This is a genomic window from Pseudomonas sp. P108 (assembly GCF_032613195.1).
GTDB lineage: Bacteria > Pseudomonadota > Gammaproteobacteria > Pseudomonadales > Pseudomonadaceae > Aquipseudomonas.
The window spans coordinates 4301953-4321333 of the sequence record NZ_CP126691.1 but is presented as its reverse complement, the minus strand read 5'-3'; the positions used below and the strand labels follow the sequence as shown (position 1 = coordinate 4321333).

At 59.5% G+C, this 19381-nt stretch carries 12 protein-coding genes; 5 read left to right on the top strand and 7 right to left on the bottom strand.

Annotated features, from left to right (window positions below):
• Positions 1-12 precede the first annotated feature (12 nt).
• The gene (locus tag QOM10_RS18910) at positions 13-1176 is read right to left on the bottom strand and encodes an isovaleryl-CoA dehydrogenase (RefSeq protein WP_316916746.1); all 1164 of its coding nucleotides are present in this window, start codon (positions 1174-1176) and stop codon (positions 13-15) included.
• 294 nt (positions 1177-1470) lie between these two features.
• Here QOM10_RS18910 and QOM10_RS18905 point away from each other — a divergent pair, with 294 nt between their 5' ends.
• Positions 1471-3168: an AMP-binding protein gene (locus tag QOM10_RS18905; protein WP_316916745.1), complete on the top strand. Its 1698-nt coding sequence runs from the start codon at positions 1471-1473 to the stop codon at positions 3166-3168.
• A 668-nt stretch (positions 3169-3836) separates the two neighbouring features.
• On the opposite strand, the gene QOM10_RS18900 is transcribed toward QOM10_RS18905, so the two are convergent.
• From QOM10_RS18900 to QOM10_RS18890, 3 genes are all read right to left on the bottom strand, one after another.
• Positions 3837-4736 carry a hydroxymethylglutaryl-CoA lyase gene (locus tag QOM10_RS18900; RefSeq protein WP_077573650.1) on the bottom strand — a complete coding sequence of 300 codons (900 nt, stop codon included), beginning with the start codon at positions 4734-4736 and terminating at the stop codon, positions 3837-3839.
• A gap of 147 nt (positions 4737-4883) precedes the next feature.
• Positions 4884-5282: a MerR family transcriptional regulator gene (locus tag QOM10_RS18895; protein ID WP_007917234.1), complete on the bottom strand. Its 399-nt coding sequence runs from the start codon at positions 5280-5282 to the stop codon at positions 4884-4886.
• A gap of 197 nt (positions 5283-5479) precedes the next feature.
• Entirely contained in the window at positions 5480-6409 is a 930-nt protein-coding gene (locus QOM10_RS18890; protein ID WP_016986544.1) for a LysR family transcriptional regulator, read from the bottom strand.
• Positions 6410-6566: 157 nt separating this feature from the next.
• On the opposite strand from QOM10_RS18890, the gene QOM10_RS18885 reads away from it, so the two are divergent.
• Positions 6567-7796: an acyl-CoA dehydrogenase gene (locus QOM10_RS18885; protein ID WP_316916744.1), complete on the top strand. Its 1230-nt coding sequence runs from the start codon at positions 6567-6569 to the stop codon at positions 7794-7796.
• A 119-nt stretch (positions 7797-7915) separates the two neighbouring features.
• On the opposite strand, the gene QOM10_RS18880 is transcribed toward QOM10_RS18885, so the two are convergent.
• Together QOM10_RS18880 and xthA are read right to left on the bottom strand one after the other, a co-directional pair.
• The gene (locus QOM10_RS18880) at positions 7916-9250 is read right to left on the bottom strand and encodes a substrate-binding domain-containing protein (protein WP_127928974.1); all 1335 of its coding nucleotides are present in this window, start codon (positions 9248-9250) and stop codon (positions 7916-7918) included.
• 191 nt (positions 9251-9441) lie between these two features.
• Positions 9442-10254, bottom strand: coding sequence for an exodeoxyribonuclease III (gene xthA / locus QOM10_RS18875; protein ID WP_008082104.1), 813 nt, complete (start codon positions 10252-10254; stop codon positions 9442-9444).
• Positions 10255-10557: 303 nt separating this feature from the next.
• Between xthA and QOM10_RS18870 the strand changes: the two genes are divergently transcribed.
• The 3 genes from QOM10_RS18870 (at position 10558) to QOM10_RS18860 (ending at position 16673) form a co-directional block, all read left to right on the top strand.
• Entirely contained in the window at positions 10558-11208 is a 651-nt protein-coding gene (locus QOM10_RS18870) for a GNAT family N-acetyltransferase (protein WP_127928973.1), read from the top strand.
• 66 nt (positions 11209-11274) lie between these two features.
• Complete coding sequence (locus tag QOM10_RS18865) at positions 11275-13002, top strand: autotransporter assembly complex family protein (RefSeq protein WP_316916743.1); 1728 nt, start codon at positions 11275-11277, stop codon at positions 13000-13002.
• The gene (locus QOM10_RS18860) at positions 12999-16673 is read left to right on the top strand and encodes a translocation/assembly module TamB domain-containing protein (protein WP_316916741.1); all 3675 of its coding nucleotides are present in this window, start codon (positions 12999-13001) and stop codon (positions 16671-16673) included. Before QOM10_RS18865 ends, QOM10_RS18860 begins: the two co-directional genes overlap by 4 nt.
• A gap of 184 nt (positions 16674-16857) precedes the next feature.
• On the opposite strand, the gene QOM10_RS18855 is transcribed toward QOM10_RS18860, so the two are convergent.
• Complete coding sequence (locus QOM10_RS18855) at positions 16858-19347, bottom strand: fimbria/pilus outer membrane usher protein (protein WP_316916740.1); 2490 nt, start codon at positions 19345-19347, stop codon at positions 16858-16860.
• Between the last annotated feature and the right edge of the window lie 34 nt (positions 19348-19381).

Here is a 19381-nt window from a genome sequence, read left to right as displayed (position 1 = left end):
GGCCAGCTCCGTTTAGCGGGTTTCGTTGAACAGTTCGCGACCGATCAGCATGCGCCGGATCTCACTGGTGCCGGCGCCGATTTCGTACAGCTTGGCGTCGCGCAGCAGACGACCCGCCGGGAATTCGTTGATGTAACCGTTACCGCCGAGAATCTGGATCGCGTCGAGGGCCATTTGTGTGGCGCGTTCGGCGGTGTAGAGGATCACGCCGGCGGCGTCCTTACGGGTGGTTTCGCCGCGCTCGCAGGCCTGGGCGACTGCATAGAGGTAGGCGCGGCTGGCGTTGAGTTGGGTGTACATGTCGGCGACTTTGCCCTGGATCAGCTGGAATTCGCCGATGCTCTGGCCGAACTGTTTGCGGTCGTGGATGTACGGCACGATCAGATCCATGCACGACTGCATGATCCCTGTCGGGCCGCCTGAGAGAACCACGCGCTCATAATCGAGGCCGCTCATCAGCACTTTCACGCCGCCGTTGAGGACGCCGAGGATGTTTTCTTCCGGCACTTCGACGTCATCGAAGAACAGTTCGCAGGTGTTGGAGCCGCGCATGCCGAGCTTGTCGAATTTGTTGCTGCGGCTGAAGCCTTCCCAGTCGCGCTCGACGATGAAGGCGGTGATGCCGTGCGGGCCTTTTTCCAGGTCGGTCTTGGCGTAGATCACGTAAGTGTTGGCGTCAGGGCCGTTGGTGATCCAGGTTTTGCTGCCGTTGAGGACGAAGCGGTCGCCGCGTTTGTCGGCGCGCAGTTTCATCGAGACCACGTCGGAGCCGGCGTTTGGCTCGCTCATCGCCAGCGCGCCGACGTGTTCGCCGCTGATCAGTTTCGGCAGGTATTTGGTTTTTTGTTCATGGTTGCCGTTGCGGTTGATCTGGTTGACGCAGAGGTTGGAGTGCGCACCGTAGGACAGCGCTACAGAGGCCGAACCGCGGCTGATTTCCTCCATCGCCACCACGTGTGCCAGGTAACCCAGCCCAGCGCCGCCGTACTCTTCCGGCACAGTGATACCGAGCAGGCCCATGTCACCGAACTTGCGCCACATGTCGGCGGGGAACAGGTTGTCGCTGTCGATCTGCGCCGCGCGCGGGGCGATCTCCTTGGCGACAAAGGACTGAACCTGATCGCGCAGCATGTCGATGGTTTCACCGAGGGCGAAGTTCAGGGATGGATAGCTCATGGGTCACCTTTTGGCTTTTTTGTAGGGTGGGGAGGGCGGTCACTCGGCTCTCACCTTTACGTTAACGTAAGCCTGTGACGGATGGCTGTCAATCACCCTTTACGTTAACGTCAACTTGAGCGAGAGTAGGGGCAGTTCAAGATTGAAAGCTGATTGGTTTTTGTAGGAGTGAGCCTGCTCGCGATCGCGTTGTGTCAGTCGACGTAAATGTTGACTGATGGATCGAGATCGCGAGCAGGCTCACTCCTACAAGTGATCGTCGGCAACCCATAAATAAAGACAATAGGGGTCGTCATGGATCAACCCAGTGCAAACCCGCAGCGCAGCTACACCCGTGGTTCTCAGGACAAAGCCTTGCTGGCGATGACCATCGGGCAAAAGTTCGATCAGACTGTTGCGCAATACCCGGACGGTGAAGCGCTGGTGGTGCGCCATCAGCAGTTGCGCTACTCATGGCGGCAACTGGCCGATGCGGTAGACCTGCATGCCAGAGCGTTGCTCGCTTTGGGTTTGCAGGCCGGTGACCGCCTCGGTATCTGGGCACCGAATTGCGCGCAATGGTGCATCAGCCAATTCGCTACGGCGAAAATCGGCGTGATCCTGGTCAACATCAACCCGGCCTATCGCAGTTCCGAACTCGAATACGTGCTCAAGCAATCCGGCTGCCAATGGCTGGTCTGCGCCGGGGCATTCAAGTCCTCGAACTACCACGGCATGTTGCAAGGCCTGGTGCCGGAACTGGCCGAACAATCCATCGGCCAATTGCGCAGCGAGCGGTTGCCAGAGTTGCGCGGGGTGATCAGCCTCGACGCGCAGCCACCGTCAGGTTTCCTGCCGTGGTCGCAATTGTCCGACATGGCAACCAGTGTCTCTGAAGAACAACGACAAGAACGCAGTGACAGCCTGCACTTCGATCAAGCGGTCAACATTCAGTACACCTCCGGCACCACCGGTTTCCCCAAGGGCGCGACCCTCAGTCACTACAACATCCTCAACAACGGTTACATGGTCGGCGAAAGCATCGGCCTGACTCCGCGCGATCGCCTGGTGATCCCGGTGCCGCTGTATCACTGCTTCGGCATGGTCATGGGCAACCTCGGCTGCATCACCCACGGCAGCACGATGATTTACCCCAACGATGCCTTCGATCCATTGCTGACCCTGCAAACCGTCGCCGAAGAAAAGGCCACCGGCCTCTACGGCGTACCGACCATGTTCATCGCCATGCTCGACCAGCCGCAACGCGGCGAATTCGATCTGTCGAGCCTGCGCACCGGGATCATGGCCGGCGCGACCTGCCCGATCGAAGTGATGCGCCGGGTCATCAGCGAGATGCACATGAGCGAAGTGCAGATTGCGTATGGCATGACCGAAACCAGCCCGGTGTCGCTGCAAACCGGGCCGAACGATGAACTGGAATTGCGCGTGACCACCGTTGGCCGCACCCAGCCACAACTGGAAAGCAAGATCATCGACGAGGTCGGCAACCTCGTGTCGCGCGGCACCATCGGCGAACTCTGCACCCGTGGTTACAGCGTGATGCTCGGCTACTGGAACAATCCGCAGGCCACCGCCGAAGCCATCGATGAGGCGGGCTGGATGCACACCGGCGACCTGGCGAGCATGAACGAGGAGGGTTACGTCAACATCGCCGGGCGTAACAAAGACATGATCATCCGCGGTGGCGAGAACGTTTATCCGCGTGAGCTGGAAGAGTTTTTCTTCACCCATCCGGCAGTGGCGGACGTGCAGGTGATCGGCATTCCGTGCTCGCGTTACGGCGAGGAGATTGTTGCCTGGATCAAGTTCCACCCCGGCCACAACGCTTCCGAACTTGAACTGCAAACCTGGTGCAAGGAGCGCATCGCGCACTTCAAGACGCCACGGCACTTCAAGTTCGTTGAAGAGTTTCCGATGACGGTCACGGGCAAGATTCAGAAATTCCGCATGCGGGAAATAAGCATCGAAGAGCTACGCGAAAAGCACGCCTGACGAGGATTCAATGTGGGAGCGAGCCTGCTCGCGAATGCAGTGTGTCATTCAGGGCAGATGTGTCTGATACAACGCTTTCGCGAGCAGGCTCGCTCCCACAGGGGATACGCAGTGAAAACACAAATCACAGAAAGCACAAAGGGGAGCCGAAGCTCCCCTTTAATTTTGTCGTCGCGTGCTCTTTTTTATTATTGAGGGTCGGTCTGTTGTTGTTTTTGGCAACCGTGGCCCTTTACCGCTGTTTTTGGCGACCCCCATCCGGGGTCAAGAGCAAACGTATTTTTTTGAGCGCTGATCTGCTTTCTCGTTAAACGATCCAACCGATTCGGGAGCTACCTGAAGGTAGTTTTATTGTTCTCTGCCCGGTTGCGGGTCACTCCTGAGAGCACCCTGAAAAGCACACCTTCTCCAAAAAAATCTGTTAGCTGCGTCTCTGCCGTGTTGTTTTTGTTATGTCAGAGTCGGTACGTCTTGTTTTTATTGGTTTGCTGCTTTTTATTCTTGTTATGCCATAGAGATAGCAGAAGCCGTGCCAACTTTTAAAAATCCTTATAAATCAATGATTTGAGAATTTCAGCAAATTTTCACTCCAGCGAAACCAGACAATTTGTTTCCGTGTTACTCGCTTGAGCCCCACATTCCAGACTCAGCGGTAACACCTTTCCCCTTCACTGTGCGCTACGAGCCTTGGCCACGCGCGAACCGCTCGGGCGGCCGAGCACCGCGCTGATCTGCTGACCCGCGGCAATCAAGGCGTCCAGGTCGATTCCGGTCTTGATACCCAAGCCATTGAGCAGGTACACCACGTCTTCGGTGGCAACGTTACCGCTCGCGCCTTTGGCGTACGGGCAGCCGCCGAGTCCCGCGATAGAGCTGTCGAATACCGAAATGCCTTCGAGCAGGCTGGCGTAGATGTTGGCCATGGCCTGACCGTAGGTGTCGTGGAAATGCCCGGCCAGTTTTTCTCGTGGCACTTGCGCTGAAACCACTTCGAACAAGCGGCGAGTTGCGCCAGCGGTGCCAGTGCCTATGGTGTCGCCCAGCGAAACCTCATAGCAGCCCATCGCATACAACTCGCGCGCGACCATCGCCACTTGTTCCGGCGCGACCGTGCCTTCATATGGGCAACCGAGCACGCAGGACACGTAACCGCGCACGGTAACGCCGTGCTGCTGCGCGGCTTCCATGATCGGCGCAAACCGCGCCAGGCTTTCGCTGATCGAGCAGTTGATGTTGCGTTGCGAGAAGGCTTCGGAGGCCGCGGCGAACACCGCGACTTCCTTGACCCCGGCAGCTATGGCGTCTTCGAAGCCGCGCAGGTTCGGCGCCAGTGCACCGTAGGTCACGCCGGGTTTGCGCTGGATCTGCGCGAACACCTCGGCAGAACCGGCCATCTGCGGTACCCATTTGGGCGAAACGAAACTGCCGACTTCTATATAGCCGAGGCCGGCGGCGCTGAGAGCATCGACCAGTTGCACCTTGTCGGCGACGCTGATCGGTTGGGCTTCGTTCTGCAGGCCATCGCGCGGGCCGACTTCGATCAGGCGTACTTGGGAGGGGAGGGACATGGCGGTTGACCTGCTCTTTTGAATTCGTGGAGAACCCCTGTAGGAGTGAGCCTGCTCGCGATAGCGCAGTGTCAGTCAGCATTTATTTCGACTGACACACCGCTATCGCGAGCAGGCTCACTCCTACAAGGGGATTTGTGTTGTTGGCTAAATGGCCTGCTGGCTCTTGAGCGTCTGCTCCAGCGCCTGTACGCAGCGCTCCTCGGCGGTATCCAGCTCGAGCTTCATCTGCTCAATGTCCAGCAACTGCTGCTCCAGCTGCTCGCGGCGCTCAGTGATTTTCGCCAGCATGCTGTTGAGCTGTTTGGTGTTACCGCTGGAGGGGTCGTAAAGCTCGATCAGTTCGCGGCATTCGGCCAGCGAAAAACCGATGCGCTTGCCGCGCAGGATCAGCTTCAGGCTGACTTTGTCGCGCGGCGAATAGATGCGTTCCTGGCCTCGGCGCTCAGGACTGAGCAGGCCTTGCTCTTCATAAAAGCGGATCGCCCGGGTGGTGATGTCCAGCTCGCGGGCGAGGTCGGAGATGCTGTAAGTCTGGCTGCTCATGGAAGCGCTCGGAAAAAGGTCTTGGCGCTAAGCTAATGGCAGGTTGACGTTTACGTCAAGCGGGATGATTTTTGTTGTATTTGATGGCCCCTTCGCGAGCAGGCTCGCTCCCACATTGAATCGCATTTCAGCTGGAGAAACGCGGTCGAATGTGGGAGCGAGCCTGCTCGCGAAGAACGAAGACGCGGTAAGAAGTCTTACACCTTATCGAGCTTCTTCTCCTGCGCCGTCACCTGCTGGCACAACTCGATCATCTGCTCACGCATCCAGCGATTCGCCGGGTCCTGGTCAGTACTCTCATGCCAATACAGATGCGTCTCCACCGGCGGCACATCATTGACCGGCAGATTAAACGCCTGCAGTTCATGCCGACGGGCAAAGCGCTCCGGCACGGTCATGACCATGTCGGTCTGCTGCATCACTTGCGAGGCCATCAAATAATGCTGCGAACGCAGGGCGATCTTGCGCTGAATGCCCATTTTGCCCAGCGCCAGATCAACATAACCCAAACCACTGCGGCGGCTGGAAATGTGGATATGCGTCAGCGACAGATAGTCATCCAGCGATAGCTTTTCTTTGCCCGCCATCGGATGACCCTTGCGCATCGCGCAGACGTAACGGTCTTCCATCAGCTTGACGTGGCGCACCTGCGGGTCGGTGTTAAGCGGCGCATCGACGGCAAAATCCAGACGCCCGGCGGCCAGTTCCTTGGTGGTTTCCCGGCGTTTGGACAGAAAACTTTCGATGATCACCGTCGGCGCCAGGCGGCGCAGGCGCTGGAACAGCGGCGGCAGAATCACCGCCTCGGTGAGGTCGGTCATGCTGATGCGGTAAGTCTTGACTGCTTGTGCCGGGTTGAAAATGCGGCTTTCCTGAACCGACACGCGCAGCAGCGACAGGGCGTTGCGCACCGGGCCGATGATGTTCTGCGCCATCGGCGTCGGCACCATGCCCTGCGCGGTGCGCACGAACAGCGGATCGTTAAAGGTCTCGCGCAACCGTGCCAATGCGTTGGATACCGCCGGCTGAGTGATGCCGACAATCTGCCCGGCGCGGGTCAGGTTGGCTTCGGTGTAGATCGCGTCGAAGACGATGAAAAGGTTGAGGTCGACCTTGCTCAGATTCATAACGCGGCTTCTCTTGTTTTTAAGGGCTGGCGATCACTGGATCATATATCGGTGATGAATGTTTATACACGCCGAGAATAGGCTAGGTAAATTATCAGCGCTGTTCTAGCATCGATTGCATGACTTAAACAACCTCTGCCCAAGAAGGTAATTGATCATGGATTTCGCTTATTCGCCCAAGGTGCAAGAACTGCGTGAGCGCGTGACCGCGTTCATGGACACTTACGTTTACCCGGCCGAGGCCGTGTTCGAGCGCCAGGTCTCCGAAGGCGATCGCTGGCAGCCGACGGCGATCATGGAAGAGCTCAAAGCCAAGGCCAAGGCCGAAGGCCTGTGGAATCTGTTTTTGCCGGAATCGGAGCTCGGTGCCGGTCTGACCAACCTCGAATACGCGCCACTGGCGGAAATCATGGGCCGCTCGCTGCTCGGGCCGGAGCCGTTCAACTGCTCGGCGCCAGACACCGGCAACATGGAAGTGCTGGTGCGCTACGCCAACGAAGAACAGAAACAACGCTGGCTCGAACCGTTGCTACGAGGCGAGATCCGCTCGGCGTTCGCCATGACCGAACCGGATGTGGCTTCCTCCGACGCTACCAACATGGCGGCCCGCGCCGTGCGTGATGGCGACGAGTGGGTGATCAACGGCAAAAAATGGTGGACCTCCGGCGCCTGCGATCCGCGCTGCAAGATCCTGATCTTCATGGGCCTGAGCAACCCCGATGCACCACGCCATGCCCAGCACTCGATGATCCTCGTGCCGGTCGACACTCCCGGCGTGAAGATCGTCCGTCCGTTGCCGGTATTCGGTTACGACGACGCGCCACACGGCCACGCCGAGGTGCTCTTCGACAATGTGCGCGTGCCGTACGAAAACGTTCTGCTCGGTGAAGGCCGCGGTTTCGAAATCGCTCAGGGTCGTCTTGGCCCAGGCCGGATTCACCACTGCATGCGCTCGATCGGCATGGCCGAGCGTGCATTGGAATTGATGTGCAAACGCGCGGTGAGCCGCACTGCCTTCGGTAAACCGCTGGCGCGTCTGGGCGGTAACATCGACAAGATTGCCGACTCGCGGATGGAGATCGACATGGCGCGCCTGCTGACGTTGAAAGCCGCGTACATGATGGACACCGTCGGCAATAAAGTGGCGAAGAGCGAAATTGCGCAGATCAAAGTCGTCGCACCGAACGTCGCATTGCGGGTGATCGACCGGGCGATCCAGATGCATGGTGGGGCCGGTGTGTCGAACGATTTCCCGCTGGCCTACATGTACGCCATGCAACGTACTTTGCGCCTGGCCGACGGCCCGGACGAAGTGCACCGCGCGGCGATCGGCAAGTTCGAGATCGGCAAGTATGTGCCGAAGGAGATGCTGCGTAGCGAACGCTGATCCACCTGATCGTTCCCACGCTCTGCGTGGGAATGCATCCCGTGACGCTCTGCGTCACAGTGGACGCGGAGCGTCCATGGCGGCGTTACCACGCAGAGCGTGGGAACGATCGGGTAGGGCTAATACACCCAAACCTCAACCCGCCGATTCTTGATCCTGCCCTCATCCGCATTGTTCGCCGCCACCGGCATCAACGCACCAAAGCCGCGAACCTCGCGCAACACCACGCCGTTCTTCACCAACTCACGCCGCACCGCCATCGCCCGCAGCTTCGACAGCAGATCCGCCCGCGCCGGGTCATCCTTGGCATCACCAAACCCAACCAATGTCACCGCGCGCTCGGTCTTGTCGTGGCGCTTTATATAGTCGAACACTCGCGCCAGATCCTGACGCGCCTTGTTGTCGAGGTTCGCGCTGCCTTCTTCAAAACGGAAGTTCACCGTCAGACGCTGGGCGTGGCGGCTGAGGGATTGATAACCCTCGGGCATCAGCGCATTCGGCGCGACGCTCATGGCGTGCACGGTCTGACTGATGAACCCATTGGCGGCGACAATTGCCTGGCCCTGACGACTTTGCGCAAACGTCACCAAGGCCTGCGCCCATGGATTCTTGCTGTCGGGTGGCAGATAGAAGAACAAACGCCGCGACAGCGGATAGTCTTCTGTGGCAATCAGGCTGTTCAGCGGCAACATCGATTGCGACGCACCATCGGCAATGGCCACCGCTTTGGCCTGACGCACGTAAGGCAAACCGATGAAGCCGATGCCCTGAGGATCCGTACTGACTGCGTCGGACAATTGCTCGCTGGACTCAAACCTTTTCGCGTTGCTGCTCAGACTTTTCCCACGACGACTGAGGACCAACTCCTTAAACGTGTCGAACGTGCCGGACTGATCATCGCGTGCATATAAATGAATCGCACCGCCACGCCCGCCGAGGTCTTCCCAGGTTTTCACTTCGCCACTGAAGATCCGCGCCAGTTGCTCGGTGTCCAGTTGCTGGAGGGGATTATCGGGATGAAGGATGATCGCCAGGCCATCGATAGCGATGACTTGTTCGGCGGCAGGACTTTTCAGATCGCCCAGTGATTGCAAGGTCTGCAGCTCGCTGTCCTTGATCTCGCGGGAAGACGCGGCCAGATCGGCGCTGGCGTTTTTCAACGCAGTGAAACCGGTGCTGGAACCGTGGGCGGCGACTTCGACGACCACGCGTTTGCCTTGAGCGGTCTGGCCGACGATGCGCAGTTCGTTGGCGGTGTCCGGGGTTTCGCGGTGGATTTTCAGCAGACCCTGTTCTTGCAACAGGCCTTCGACCAGTGCCGGGCCGAGTTCGGCGCCGATGGTGTTGGAGCCTTGAATGCGCAGCGCCGGGCCGTTTTCAGGGAGGGGCAGGGCGGTGGCAGAAACCGACAGCCACGCACTCAAGAGAAAAACGCACAGAACACGCAGGGTCATGCCGGCACCGAATCAAGCCAAGGGGATTGCCGGGGAGATTAAGTCAGAAAAGTTACTTGGAGATGACAGCGATCTAAATGTGGGAGCGAGCCTTCTCGCGAAAGCGGTGTGTCAGTTACAAGAATGTTTCTGATACACCGCTTTCGCGAGCAGGCTCGCTCCCACAGGGGGGATTTCAGGCGATTCGAAGATCAGGCCAGTTCAAGCCAGATCGGCGCATGATCGGACGGTTTTTCCATCCCGCGCAATTCATAGTCGACACCCGCAGCCTTCACCCGCGGCAACAAACCATGCGACGCCAGAATCACATCGATGCGCAGCCCGCGCTTCGGTTCATCTTCAAAACCACGGCTGCGGTAGTCGAACCAGCTGAACATGTCGGTCACGTCCGGGTTCAAGTGGCGATAGCTGTCGGTCAGGCCCCAGTTCTTCAGGCGTGCCATCCACTCGCGCTCTTCCGGCAGGAAGCTGCATTTACCGGTTTTCAACCAGCGCTTCATGTTGTCCGGGCCGATGCCGATGTCGCAGTCTTCCGGGGAAATATTCACATCGCCCATCACCACTACGGGCTGTTCATTGTGGAACTGGCTTTCCAGCAGCGCTTGCAGATCGCTGTAGAAACGCTGCTTGGCGGGGAATTTGGTTGGGTGGTCGCGGCTTTCGCCCTGTGGGAAGTAGCCGTTCATGATCGTCACCGGCACGCCATTGGCGTCGGCGAACGTGCCCCAGATAAAGCGGCGCTGGGCGTCTTCTTCATCGGTGGCGAAACCTTTGTGGATCGCAATCGGTTCCTGACGCGAAAGCATCGCTACGCCGTAGTGACCTTTCTGGCCGTGGAAATACACGTGGTAACCGAGGGCGCGGACTTCTTCGAGCGGGAACTGGTCGTCGTGGACTTTGGTTTCCTGCAGGCCGATGACGTCCGGCTGGTGTTTTTCGATCAGCGCTGCCAGCTGATGCGGACGGGCGCGCAGTCCGTTGATGTTGAAGGAAACGATCTTCATGGTCGGCAGTCCTGGCAAAAGGGCGATGCTAGCTGACATGTGGGATGGGGGCCAGTGTGGGGTGGGAGAAATCAATTTTGTCTGTGGGATTTGTGTTGTCAGCAATGGCGCCATCGCGAGCAGGCTCACTCCTACAGGGGGAACGCATTCCAAAATGTGGGAGCGAGCCTGCTCGCGAAGAGGCCAGCAAAATCGATGAAGATCCCGACTTGGTCTATACCTGTGGGGAACCACGCCACCCGCAAAAGGTTCGTACCACCAAGAGCGCCGCCATTTGAACGCGCCCCGGGGAGAATTACCGTCATGCCTGAAACCCAGACCGCCATCGCCGACATTCATATGCTCGACCGCGGCTATTCCCGCGAAGCCCGCTCGCTGCTTTATCAGGCATATCGCCACGAGCCGACCTTCGGCTACCTGTTTGAAGCCGAACGCCCCGGTTACGAGCAACGTGTGCGGGCGACGGTGCGCGAACTGGTCAAGCAACACTTTCTGCAGGATCTGCCGGCCATCGGCCTGCTGGTCAACGATCGCCTGATCGGCATCGCCCTGATCGCGCCGCCACAACGCCGTTTGGGCATCACCGAAAGTTGGGCGTGGCGTTTGCGCATGGTGCTCAGCACCGGTTTCCGCTGCACCCGCCGCTATCTCGATTACCACGACGCCGTCGCCGCGTGTGTGCCCAGTGATTCGGTACACATGCTGCCGCTGCTGGGCATTCATCCTCAGTTTCAGGGCAAGCATTTCGGCGAGCAATTGCTCACAGCCGTACACAACTGGTGCGCCGTCGACGAAACCTCGCAAGGCGTGGTGCTCGACACCGGCAACCCACGCTATCTGGAATTCTATAAACGGCAGGGTTACGAGGAGATCGGCGAGGTTGCCGTCGGGCCGGTGCGCGAACATGTGTTTTTCCACGCCAATCCGCAGGTGTTACAAACTGCAACAGCATGACAATCGAACTTCTTGGGAAATTTCCTGTTCTATCACGCTCCCAAGCCCGTGATAGCATCCGCGCCTATGAAGTTTCCAGGAAGATTTACCAGTGGCGTGCTCCTGCTGTTAACCAGCTGCGCGGCGCTGGCGCAAAGTGAATTGGATGTGCGGATCAAACCGTCCAACGATGAACTCAAGGCCAATATAGAAGGCTATATCGGCAGCCTCGGCGATCGTGACGAAGAAGCCCTGCAGCGCTTCAGTCGCGGTGCCGAAGAGCAGGCGCGCAAAGCGGCTCAGGCGTTGGGCTACTACCAGCCGCAGATCGAAAGTGACGTCAAGGGCGGCAAAAAACCGCGTCTGGTGCTGAACATCGATCCCGGCGAGCCGATTCGCCTGCGCAACGTCACCATTCGTGTCGACGGCCCGGCTGCCTCCCTCAAATCCTTTCGTGTACCGAAAAGTGACGTGCTCAAGTCCGGCGCGGTGCTCAATCATGGGCGTTACGAAGACGCCAAAAGACTTATTCAGAATCAGGCCTCGCGCTTCGGTTTCTTCAGTGGCCATTTCACCAGTCAGAAACTCCTGGTCGACCCGCGCGCCGGTGTCGCCGACGTCGAACTGATCTACGAAAGCGGCCCGCGTTATGCGCTGGGCAGAGTCAAATTCGAAGGCGACACGCCGTTCGACGAAGACCTGCTGCAACGCATGGTGCCGTTCAAGGAAGGCGAACCGTATGACTCCGAGCTGATCGCCGAGCTCAATCGCGATCTGCAATCGAGCGGTTATTTCGAAGGCATACGCGTCGATGCCGCACCGACCACCGCGAAGAACGACGTGATCCCGGTGGACGTCAAACTCGACACGCGCAAGCCGCGCACCATGGGTCTGGGCCTCGGTTATTCGACCGACGTCGGCCCGCGCATCAAAGCCAACTGGACCCGCCACTGGGTCAACCCGCAAGGCGACAGCTATGGCTGGGAAGCCGAACTCTCGGCGCCCCGACAAAACGTCGGGCTGTTCTACGACATCCCGCTCGACCCACCACTGACCGACAAACTGCGTTGGGCCGGCGGTTATCAGTTCGAAGACATCGACGGTTCCGACACGCTCAGCAAGCTGCTGACCTTCGGCCCGGAATGGCACAGCAAATTACCGAGCGGCTGGCAGCGGGTGATCTCGCTGAAATGGCAGCGTGAAGAATATGAACTCGGCGATGACTCCGGCCTGAGTACCTTGCTGATGCCCGGCATCAGTTACTCGTACCTGAAAAGCGACAACCGCATCGACCCGCACAACGGCTATCGCCTGAGCTTCGAAAGCAAAGTGGCGAAGGAAGGCCTCGGCTCCGACAACAACCTTTTATATGGCACCGCGCTGGTCAAAGGCCTGACCACGGTGTTCGACAAACACCGCTTCCTCGGTCGCGTGCAGGTCGGCGGTAGCGCCACCAACGGCTACAACTCGGTGCCGCCGTCGCTGCGCTTCTTTGCCGGTGGCGATCAGAGCGTGCGCGGTTACGACTATCAGAGTCTGTCGCCGAAAAACTCCGATGGCGACCGAATCGGCGGCCGTTACATGGTCGCTGGCAGCGTCGAGTATCAATACTCGATCGCCGAAAAATGGCGCGTGGCGACCTTCGTCGACCAGGGCAACTCCTTCAATAAACTCGAACTGCCGAACCTCAAGACCGGGGTCGGCATTGGTGTGCGCTGGGTCTCGCCGGTGGGGCCGATCCGCCTCGACCTGGCCCACGCACTCGACGACGATGGCGGCATCCGGCTGCACTTTTCCATGGGGCCTGAGCTGTGAAGCGTGGTTTGAAAATTACGGCGCTGACGCTGCTGGCGCTGGTGTTGTTGATTGTATTGAGCGTCACCGCCGTACTCGGCACGGCGGCTGGCAGCCGTTGGGTACTGGGCCTTGTGCCGGGGCTGACGGTGGAAAATTTTCAGGGCCGTCTCGGCGGGCAATGGAGTGCCGATCATCTGCTGTGGCAGCAGGACAGCAGTCGCGTCGAGCTGAACAAGGCAATCTTCGCCTGGTCACCGCTGTGCCTGACACGCATGACCTTGTGCATCGAACAGCTCAAGGCTGATCAGGTCATTTTGCAATTCCCGCCGAGCGAAGAAACCACCGAGAGCGGCCCGATCAAACTGCCGGATCTGCAATTGCCGGTGGCCATCGAACTGGGCGACGTGCAGGTTGGCAGTCTGCTGTTCAACGGCAGCGAACAACTCAAGGGCTTGCAACTGGCGGCGCACTGGACCGCTCAGGGCATGCAGATCGACAGCGTGAAATTGCAGCGCGACGACCTCAGCCTGAACCTGTCTGGCACACTCACGCCGACCGGCAACTGGCCGCTGAACATTGCCGGTGACCTGACGTTGCCATCGCCGGGAACGGGGCCGTGGACACTGGCGTTGAAGATCGACGGCGACCTGTTGAAAACCCTCAACCTGCACGCCGACAGCCGGGGTTACCTTGACGGCCAGTTGAGCGGCGAACTGCAACCGCTGGCGGAAAACCTGCCGGCGAAAGTGCGCATCACCTCCGAGGCGTTCAAACCGAGCGCTGATTTACCGGACACCCTGCAACTCAATCAACTGGTGTTGACCGGCGAAGGCGACCTGAAAAACGGCTACCAGCTCAACGGCAACGCCACGCTGCCCGCCGACAAAGGCCCGGTAGCGCTGTTGCTCAAAGGTAAAGTCGACGCCAGCGGCGCGCAGATCGCCGGCCTTGATCTAACAGCCAACGACAAGCAAAGCCTGAAACTCACTGGCAGTGTCGATTGGAGCAAAGGCCTCACCGCGCAAGCCAATATCAACTGGCAGGATTTCCCGTGGCATCGGCTCTATAACGAAATCGACGAGCCACAAGTCGCCTTGCGTACGTTTACTGGCGAAGTCTCCTACACCGACGGCCAATACCTCGGCAACTTCGCCGCCGCAATGGATGGCCCGGCGGGTGCGTTTACCCTGAGCAGTCCGTTCAGCGGCAGCCTTAAACAGATCGCTTTGCCGCAATTGAAAATGGAAGCCGGGCAGGGCAAGGCGGAAGGTCACGTCAATGTGCAGTTCGCCGATGGCATCGCCTGGGACACGGCGATGGAGCTGTCGGCACTGAACCCGGCGTACTGGGTCGCCGAGTTGCCGGGCACGTTAGCTGGACCGCTGAAAAGCCAAGGCGAAATGAAGAACGAGCGCCTGAGCCTCACCGCCGACCTCGACTTGAAAGGCAAACTGCGCGGGCAACCGGCAATCCTCCAGGCCAAGGCTGACGGCGCTGGCGAGCAGTGGAATCTCAACGCCCTGCAAATCCGCCTCGGCGACAACAGCATCAGCGGCAAGGGCAGCCTGCAACAGAAACTCACCGGGCAGATCGACATCAAGCTGTCGCGTCTGGCCCAGCTCTGGCCGCAACTGCGCGGGCAGGTCACCGGTCAGGTCAATGTGGCCGGTACGCTGCAAGCGCCTCAGGGCAAACTCGGCCTGCAAGGTTCGCAATTGGCGTTTCAGGACAATCGCCTGCAAAGCCTCAACCTCGACGCCACACTCGACAGCGCGCAACGGGCGAAGATCGATCTGAAAGGCGCTGGCATTCAGGCCGGTGACACCAACCTGGGCGTGTTGACCGCCAGCGCTCAGGGCGACATCAAGAGCCAGAAACTCAACCTCGACCTGATTGGGCCGAAGCTGAAACTGGCCCTCGGTCTGGACGGCAATCTCGACAAAGGCAACTGGCGCGGACGCTTGGCCAGCGGCGATATTCAGGCCGGTGGTCAGGACTGGAAACTGCAAAGCCCGGCCAAGCTCGAACGTCTGGCTGACGGCAAAATCAACTTTGGCGCGCATTGCTGGATGTCCGGCAATGCCAGCCTGTGCGGTGAAGATCAACGGCTGATGCCGGAGCCGAAACTGCGCTACCACCTCAAGCAATTTCCGATCGAAAGTCTGGCGCAATGGCTGCCGAAAGACTTTGCCTGGAAGGGCAAGCTCAACGCCGATCTGCAACTGGATCTGCCGGCCAGCGGCCCCAATGGTGTGGTCAGTGTGGACGCCAGCGGCGGCACCTTGCGCATGAAGGAAAAGGATCAGTGGCTGGATTTCCCCTACCAGACGCTGAAACTCACCAGCAAACTCACGCCCAAGCGCGTCGACACCGAACTGAATTTCGTCGGCGGCAAACTCGGCGAACTGATGGTGCAGGCGCAGCTCAATCCACTGCCGAAAAACAAGCCGTTGAGCGGCTCGTTCCGCCTCAGCGGGCTGGATCTGTCGGTGGCGCGGCCGTTTGTGCCGATGGTTGAAAAACTCACCGGGCGCCTGAATGGCAGCGGCACGATTTCCGGTGGATTGCTCGCGCCGCTGGTCAACGGCACCGTGCAACTCAGCGACGGTGAAGTGTCCGGCGCCGAGTTGCCGATGGAACTGCAGAACCTGCAACTCACCGCGCTGATTGCCGGCGAATCGGTACGCCTCGACGGCGGCTGGAAAAGTGGCAAGAACGGGCAGGGCAGCCTCAACGGCAACGTCGCCTGGGGGCAGGCGCTGGTGGTCGATCTGGCGTTGAAGGGCACGCAATTGCCGGTCACCGTCGAGCCCTATGCCAAGCTCGAAGTGGCGCCGGACCTGAAGATTTCCATGGCCGGCGACGAGCTGAAAATCGCTGGCAAAGTGCAGGTGCCCAAAGGCGAAATCACCGTGCGCGAATTGCCGCCATCAACGGTGAAAGTCTCCGATGACACTATCATCGTCGGCGCGCAGACCGAAGAGGGCAAACCGCCGATGGCGATGAAAATGGACATCGACATGGTGGTCGGCGAAGACAAACTGGCTTTCGCCGGTTTCGGCCTGACCGCCAACGTGAAAGGCCATGTGCACATCGGCGACAACATGGACACCCGTGGCGAACTGTGGCTCAACGACGGCCGCTACAGTGCCTACGGCCAGCGCCTGCAAGTGCGCCGTGCGCGTCTGTTGTTCGCCGGCCCCCTCGATCAGCCGTATCTGGACATCGAAGCGATTCGCCAGACCGACGACGTGATCGCCGGTATTCGCCTGAGCGGCAGCGCCGAGCAGCCGACCACGCAGATCTTCTCGGAACCGGCGATGAGTCAGGAACAGGCGTTGTCCTATCTGGTCCTCGGTCGACCGCTGAGCACCAATGGCGAAGACAACAACATGCTCGCGCAAGCAGCGTTGGGTCTGGGCTTGATGGGCAGTTCCGGGGTCACCAGCAGTCTGGCCAAGGATCTGGGGATTCAGGACTTCCAGCTCGACACGGCAGGCAGCGGCGATGCCACCAGTGTTGTGGCCAGCGGCAATATTACCGAGAAGCTCAGTTTGCGTTATGGCGTTGGCGTGTTTGAACCGGCCAGCACCATCGCGCTGCGCTACAAGCTGAGCAAGAAGGTCTATGTCGAGGCGGCCAGTGGCGTCGCGAGTTCGCTGGATATCTTCTACAAGCGCGATTTCTAGACCGTAACTGGTTATTTGAACCGAGGCGCGGCCTTCGCGAGCAGGCTCGCTCCCACAGGGATCTCCGGCTGACATGAATGTGTGCCTGCCGCAGATCAAATGTGGGAGCGAGCCTGCTCGCGAAGGCGGCTTTCCAGCCAACAGAGAGGGTGCGGCTGACAGCTCTTCGCGAGCAATCTCGCTGCTAGTTTTGATCCGGGCGACATACCAAGGATGCGCGCTCGTAATTCAACGCCTTGTCACGTTCAGGTAACGCGTACGGTGCTTCACAACGCTGGCCTTGCCAATTGATCGTGAGCGTCCCGGTGTCGTTTTCCACCAGCGCCAGTGCCTTGCCGCTCGGGTCGGAGATTGCCAGTTGCTTACCCGCGCCATCTTCAAGCGACGCGCCGAAGGGAATCGGCTGGTGGTGCGCGTCGAACAGAGAAAACTGCACCCGGCGTCCGGTTTTGCTCGCGTAGCGCGCTAGCACCACGGCACCACGGCGCGGTACCACTTGCTGGGTGGCGTTTTCAATTTCAAAGTCGCCGCCCAGGTCGCGGGTGTCGAGGCTGATCCAGTTGACCCGATACGGCTGCGCATTGGACACCACAGCGAATCCATTACCGGCGGTTTTCGCGCCCGAGAAACTGGCAATCTTCACGTCTTTGACACCGTCGACCTGCGCCAGCGCAAAAGTCTCACCGACGGTCTGCCCCAGGTTGATCCCGCCCGCGTGGCCGACAATCGATCCGGCCACGTTGAGACTCTGCGAGTTGTAGCCACGGCCCTGACTGTAGCCGGCGCTGATGTCCATCACTGGGGTTCGCGTGCTGAGGTTGGCCGACCCCGTACTGCCGCCGGTGCGACTGTTGCCTCCCTGCACTGAGTAATAGGTGTCGCTGTCTTCGGACAGGTAACCGTTGATGCCGACCTGGGTGCTGCTGTCATCTTTCTGCGTGCTGGCCGAAACGAACGCTCGCGGCGCGCGGGGCTTTGAGCCCAGCGGAAACGACACTGAGAGATTGAACAAAGTGTCGTTGTTCGCCGGGCCGTAGTTGCCGACATCCTTGGTGTAAGTCGCGCTGAGGTTGTAGCTGACGTCAGCCCAATAATTGCTGTAACCGGCCGACAGGCTCTGCGAACCGCCGCGGCCCCAATAGCGCTGATCACTGGCGTTGAGGTAGATGCTGCCGAACTGCTGATTGCGCCCCAGGCTCTGGTTGACAGTGAGGTCGGTGCGGGTTTTCGAGTTGCCGCTACGCTGCTCACCCTCACGGCTTAGCTCTTCGACGTGTTCGCTCAAGGTGCGATAGCCCTCGGTCGAATAGCGATAAGCGGCGAGGGTGAAGTTGGTGTCAGTACCGGTAAAGGTCTTGGCGTACAACGCGCGCAGGCTGTTGCCCTTGAGCGTCTGGCCGAAGGTGCGACTGCTGGAGTGGGTCAGATCGAGCGAGATCGCCCCGATGGCAGTGTTGCGACCGGCGCCGATCGACAGTGCCTGAAAATCCTCGGTGGCCTGAGTGCCGACAATCGCCGACAGGTTACTGCTGACGCCATAAGCCACGGTGCTGCTGATAAATTCCGGCGTTTGCTGGTCATCGCTGTTGCTGTTGTAGCGGCCCGCCGAAACGCTGTACTTCAACTGGCCTTCGCGCACCATGATCGGCAGGCTTGAAAAAGCCTGCACCGTGACCCGGCGCCGGCCATCGGCTTCGATTACGGTGATTTCCAGATCGCCGTTGGAGCCGCTGGGGTAAATGTCGCTGATCTCGAACGGCCCGGGCGGTACGTTGGCGGTGTACAGAATGTAATTGTTCTGGCGAATCTCTACCGTGGCGCTGGATTGCGCAATGCCGCGAATCACCGGCGCATAGCCGCGCTCACTGTCGGCGCGCATGCCGTCGTCGGAGGCCAGTTTCAGGCCGCGATAACGCACGCTGTCGAACAGGTCGGCGTCGGAGAAAATATCCCCGGCACTGAACTGGCCCTTCAGCGCGGTGACGTCATGTTGCAGGTAGCTGCGGTTGCTCTTGAACGTACTTGGCTGGCCGGTGCTGCTGTTGAAGTTCGACTCGTTACGCAGGCGCCAGCCGCCAAGGTTTATGCCGTTGCGCAGGCCGACGTTATTGGCAATCGTGGTCTGGGCATCGGTGCTGTTGCGGTTGCTGCTCACCTGATAATTGATGAACGCTGCGGGTACGCCTTCGTCCCAAAGCGCCGGATCGACATAACCACGGCGGCCACGCTCCATGGCACTTTGCGGCACGCTGACCAGCAAACGCAGGCGCGGCACGTCATAGCGCACGGTGGCATGATCGATCAGCGCGGGCAGGTCGAGGCAGGCATCCGCATCGGCGACGTCGAGTTTGCCGCTGGCTTGCAGCTTGCCAATATCCACGCCCAGTTGCTTGAGCATGTCCAGAGTCAGACAGGCTTGGACCTTGTGACTGTCGGGGAGACGCCGAAAGGCGATATCGCGGCGGCCCACCAGCATATCGTTGCCATACAGATCGACCCGGTAAGTGCCGGGGAGCACGCGGCTGCCGGCGAGCAGCGATTGCAGGTCGATGGCAGACGTCGCGCCTTGCAGAAACGAGGTATTGAATTGCTCTTCGGCGTCAGCCAGACAGGTTGTGCTGAAGACCAGAGCAACCGAAAACGGTGCCAGGCCATCGCGCTTGAATAAAAACATGCAGGAACCCTATATCACCTCCGATACGAACTAA

Bases quoted from the DNA above. Each gene is read 5' to 3' on its own strand.
- QOM10_RS18895 (WP_007917234.1), bottom strand. From the start codon at position 5,282: ATGAGCAGCCAGACTTACAGCATCTCCGACCTCGCCCGCGAGCTGGAC.
- QOM10_RS18890 (WP_016986544.1), bottom strand. From the start codon at position 6,409: ATGAATCTGAGCAAGGTCGACCTCAACCTTTTCATCGTCTTCGACGCG.
- QOM10_RS18865 (WP_316916743.1), top strand. From the start codon at position 11,275: ATGAAGTTTCCAGGAAGATTTACCAGTGGCGTGCTCCTGCTGTTAACC.
- QOM10_RS18905 (WP_316916745.1), top strand. From the start codon at position 1,471: ATGGATCAACCCAGTGCAAACCCGCAGCGCAGCTACACCCGTGGTTCT.
- QOM10_RS18880 (WP_127928974.1), bottom strand. From the start codon at position 9,250: ATGACCCTGCGTGTTCTGTGCGTTTTTCTCTTGAGTGCGTGGCTGTCG.
- QOM10_RS18855 (WP_316916740.1), bottom strand. From the start codon at position 19,347: ATGTTTTTATTCAAGCGCGATGGCCTGGCACCGTTTTCGGTTGCTCTG.
- QOM10_RS18885 (WP_316916744.1), top strand. From the start codon at position 6,567: ATGGATTTCGCTTATTCGCCCAAGGTGCAAGAACTGCGTGAGCGCGTG.
- QOM10_RS18870 (WP_127928973.1), top strand. From the start codon at position 10,558: ATGCCTGAAACCCAGACCGCCATCGCCGACATTCATATGCTCGACCGC.
- QOM10_RS18900 (WP_077573650.1), bottom strand. From the start codon at position 4,736: ATGTCCCTCCCCTCCCAAGTACGCCTGATCGAAGTCGGCCCGCGCGAT.
- QOM10_RS18910 (WP_316916746.1), bottom strand. From the start codon at position 1,176: ATGAGCTATCCATCCCTGAACTTCGCCCTCGGTGAAACCATCGACATG.
- xthA (WP_008082104.1), bottom strand. From the start codon at position 10,254: ATGAAGATCGTTTCCTTCAACATCAACGGACTGCGCGCCCGTCCGCAT.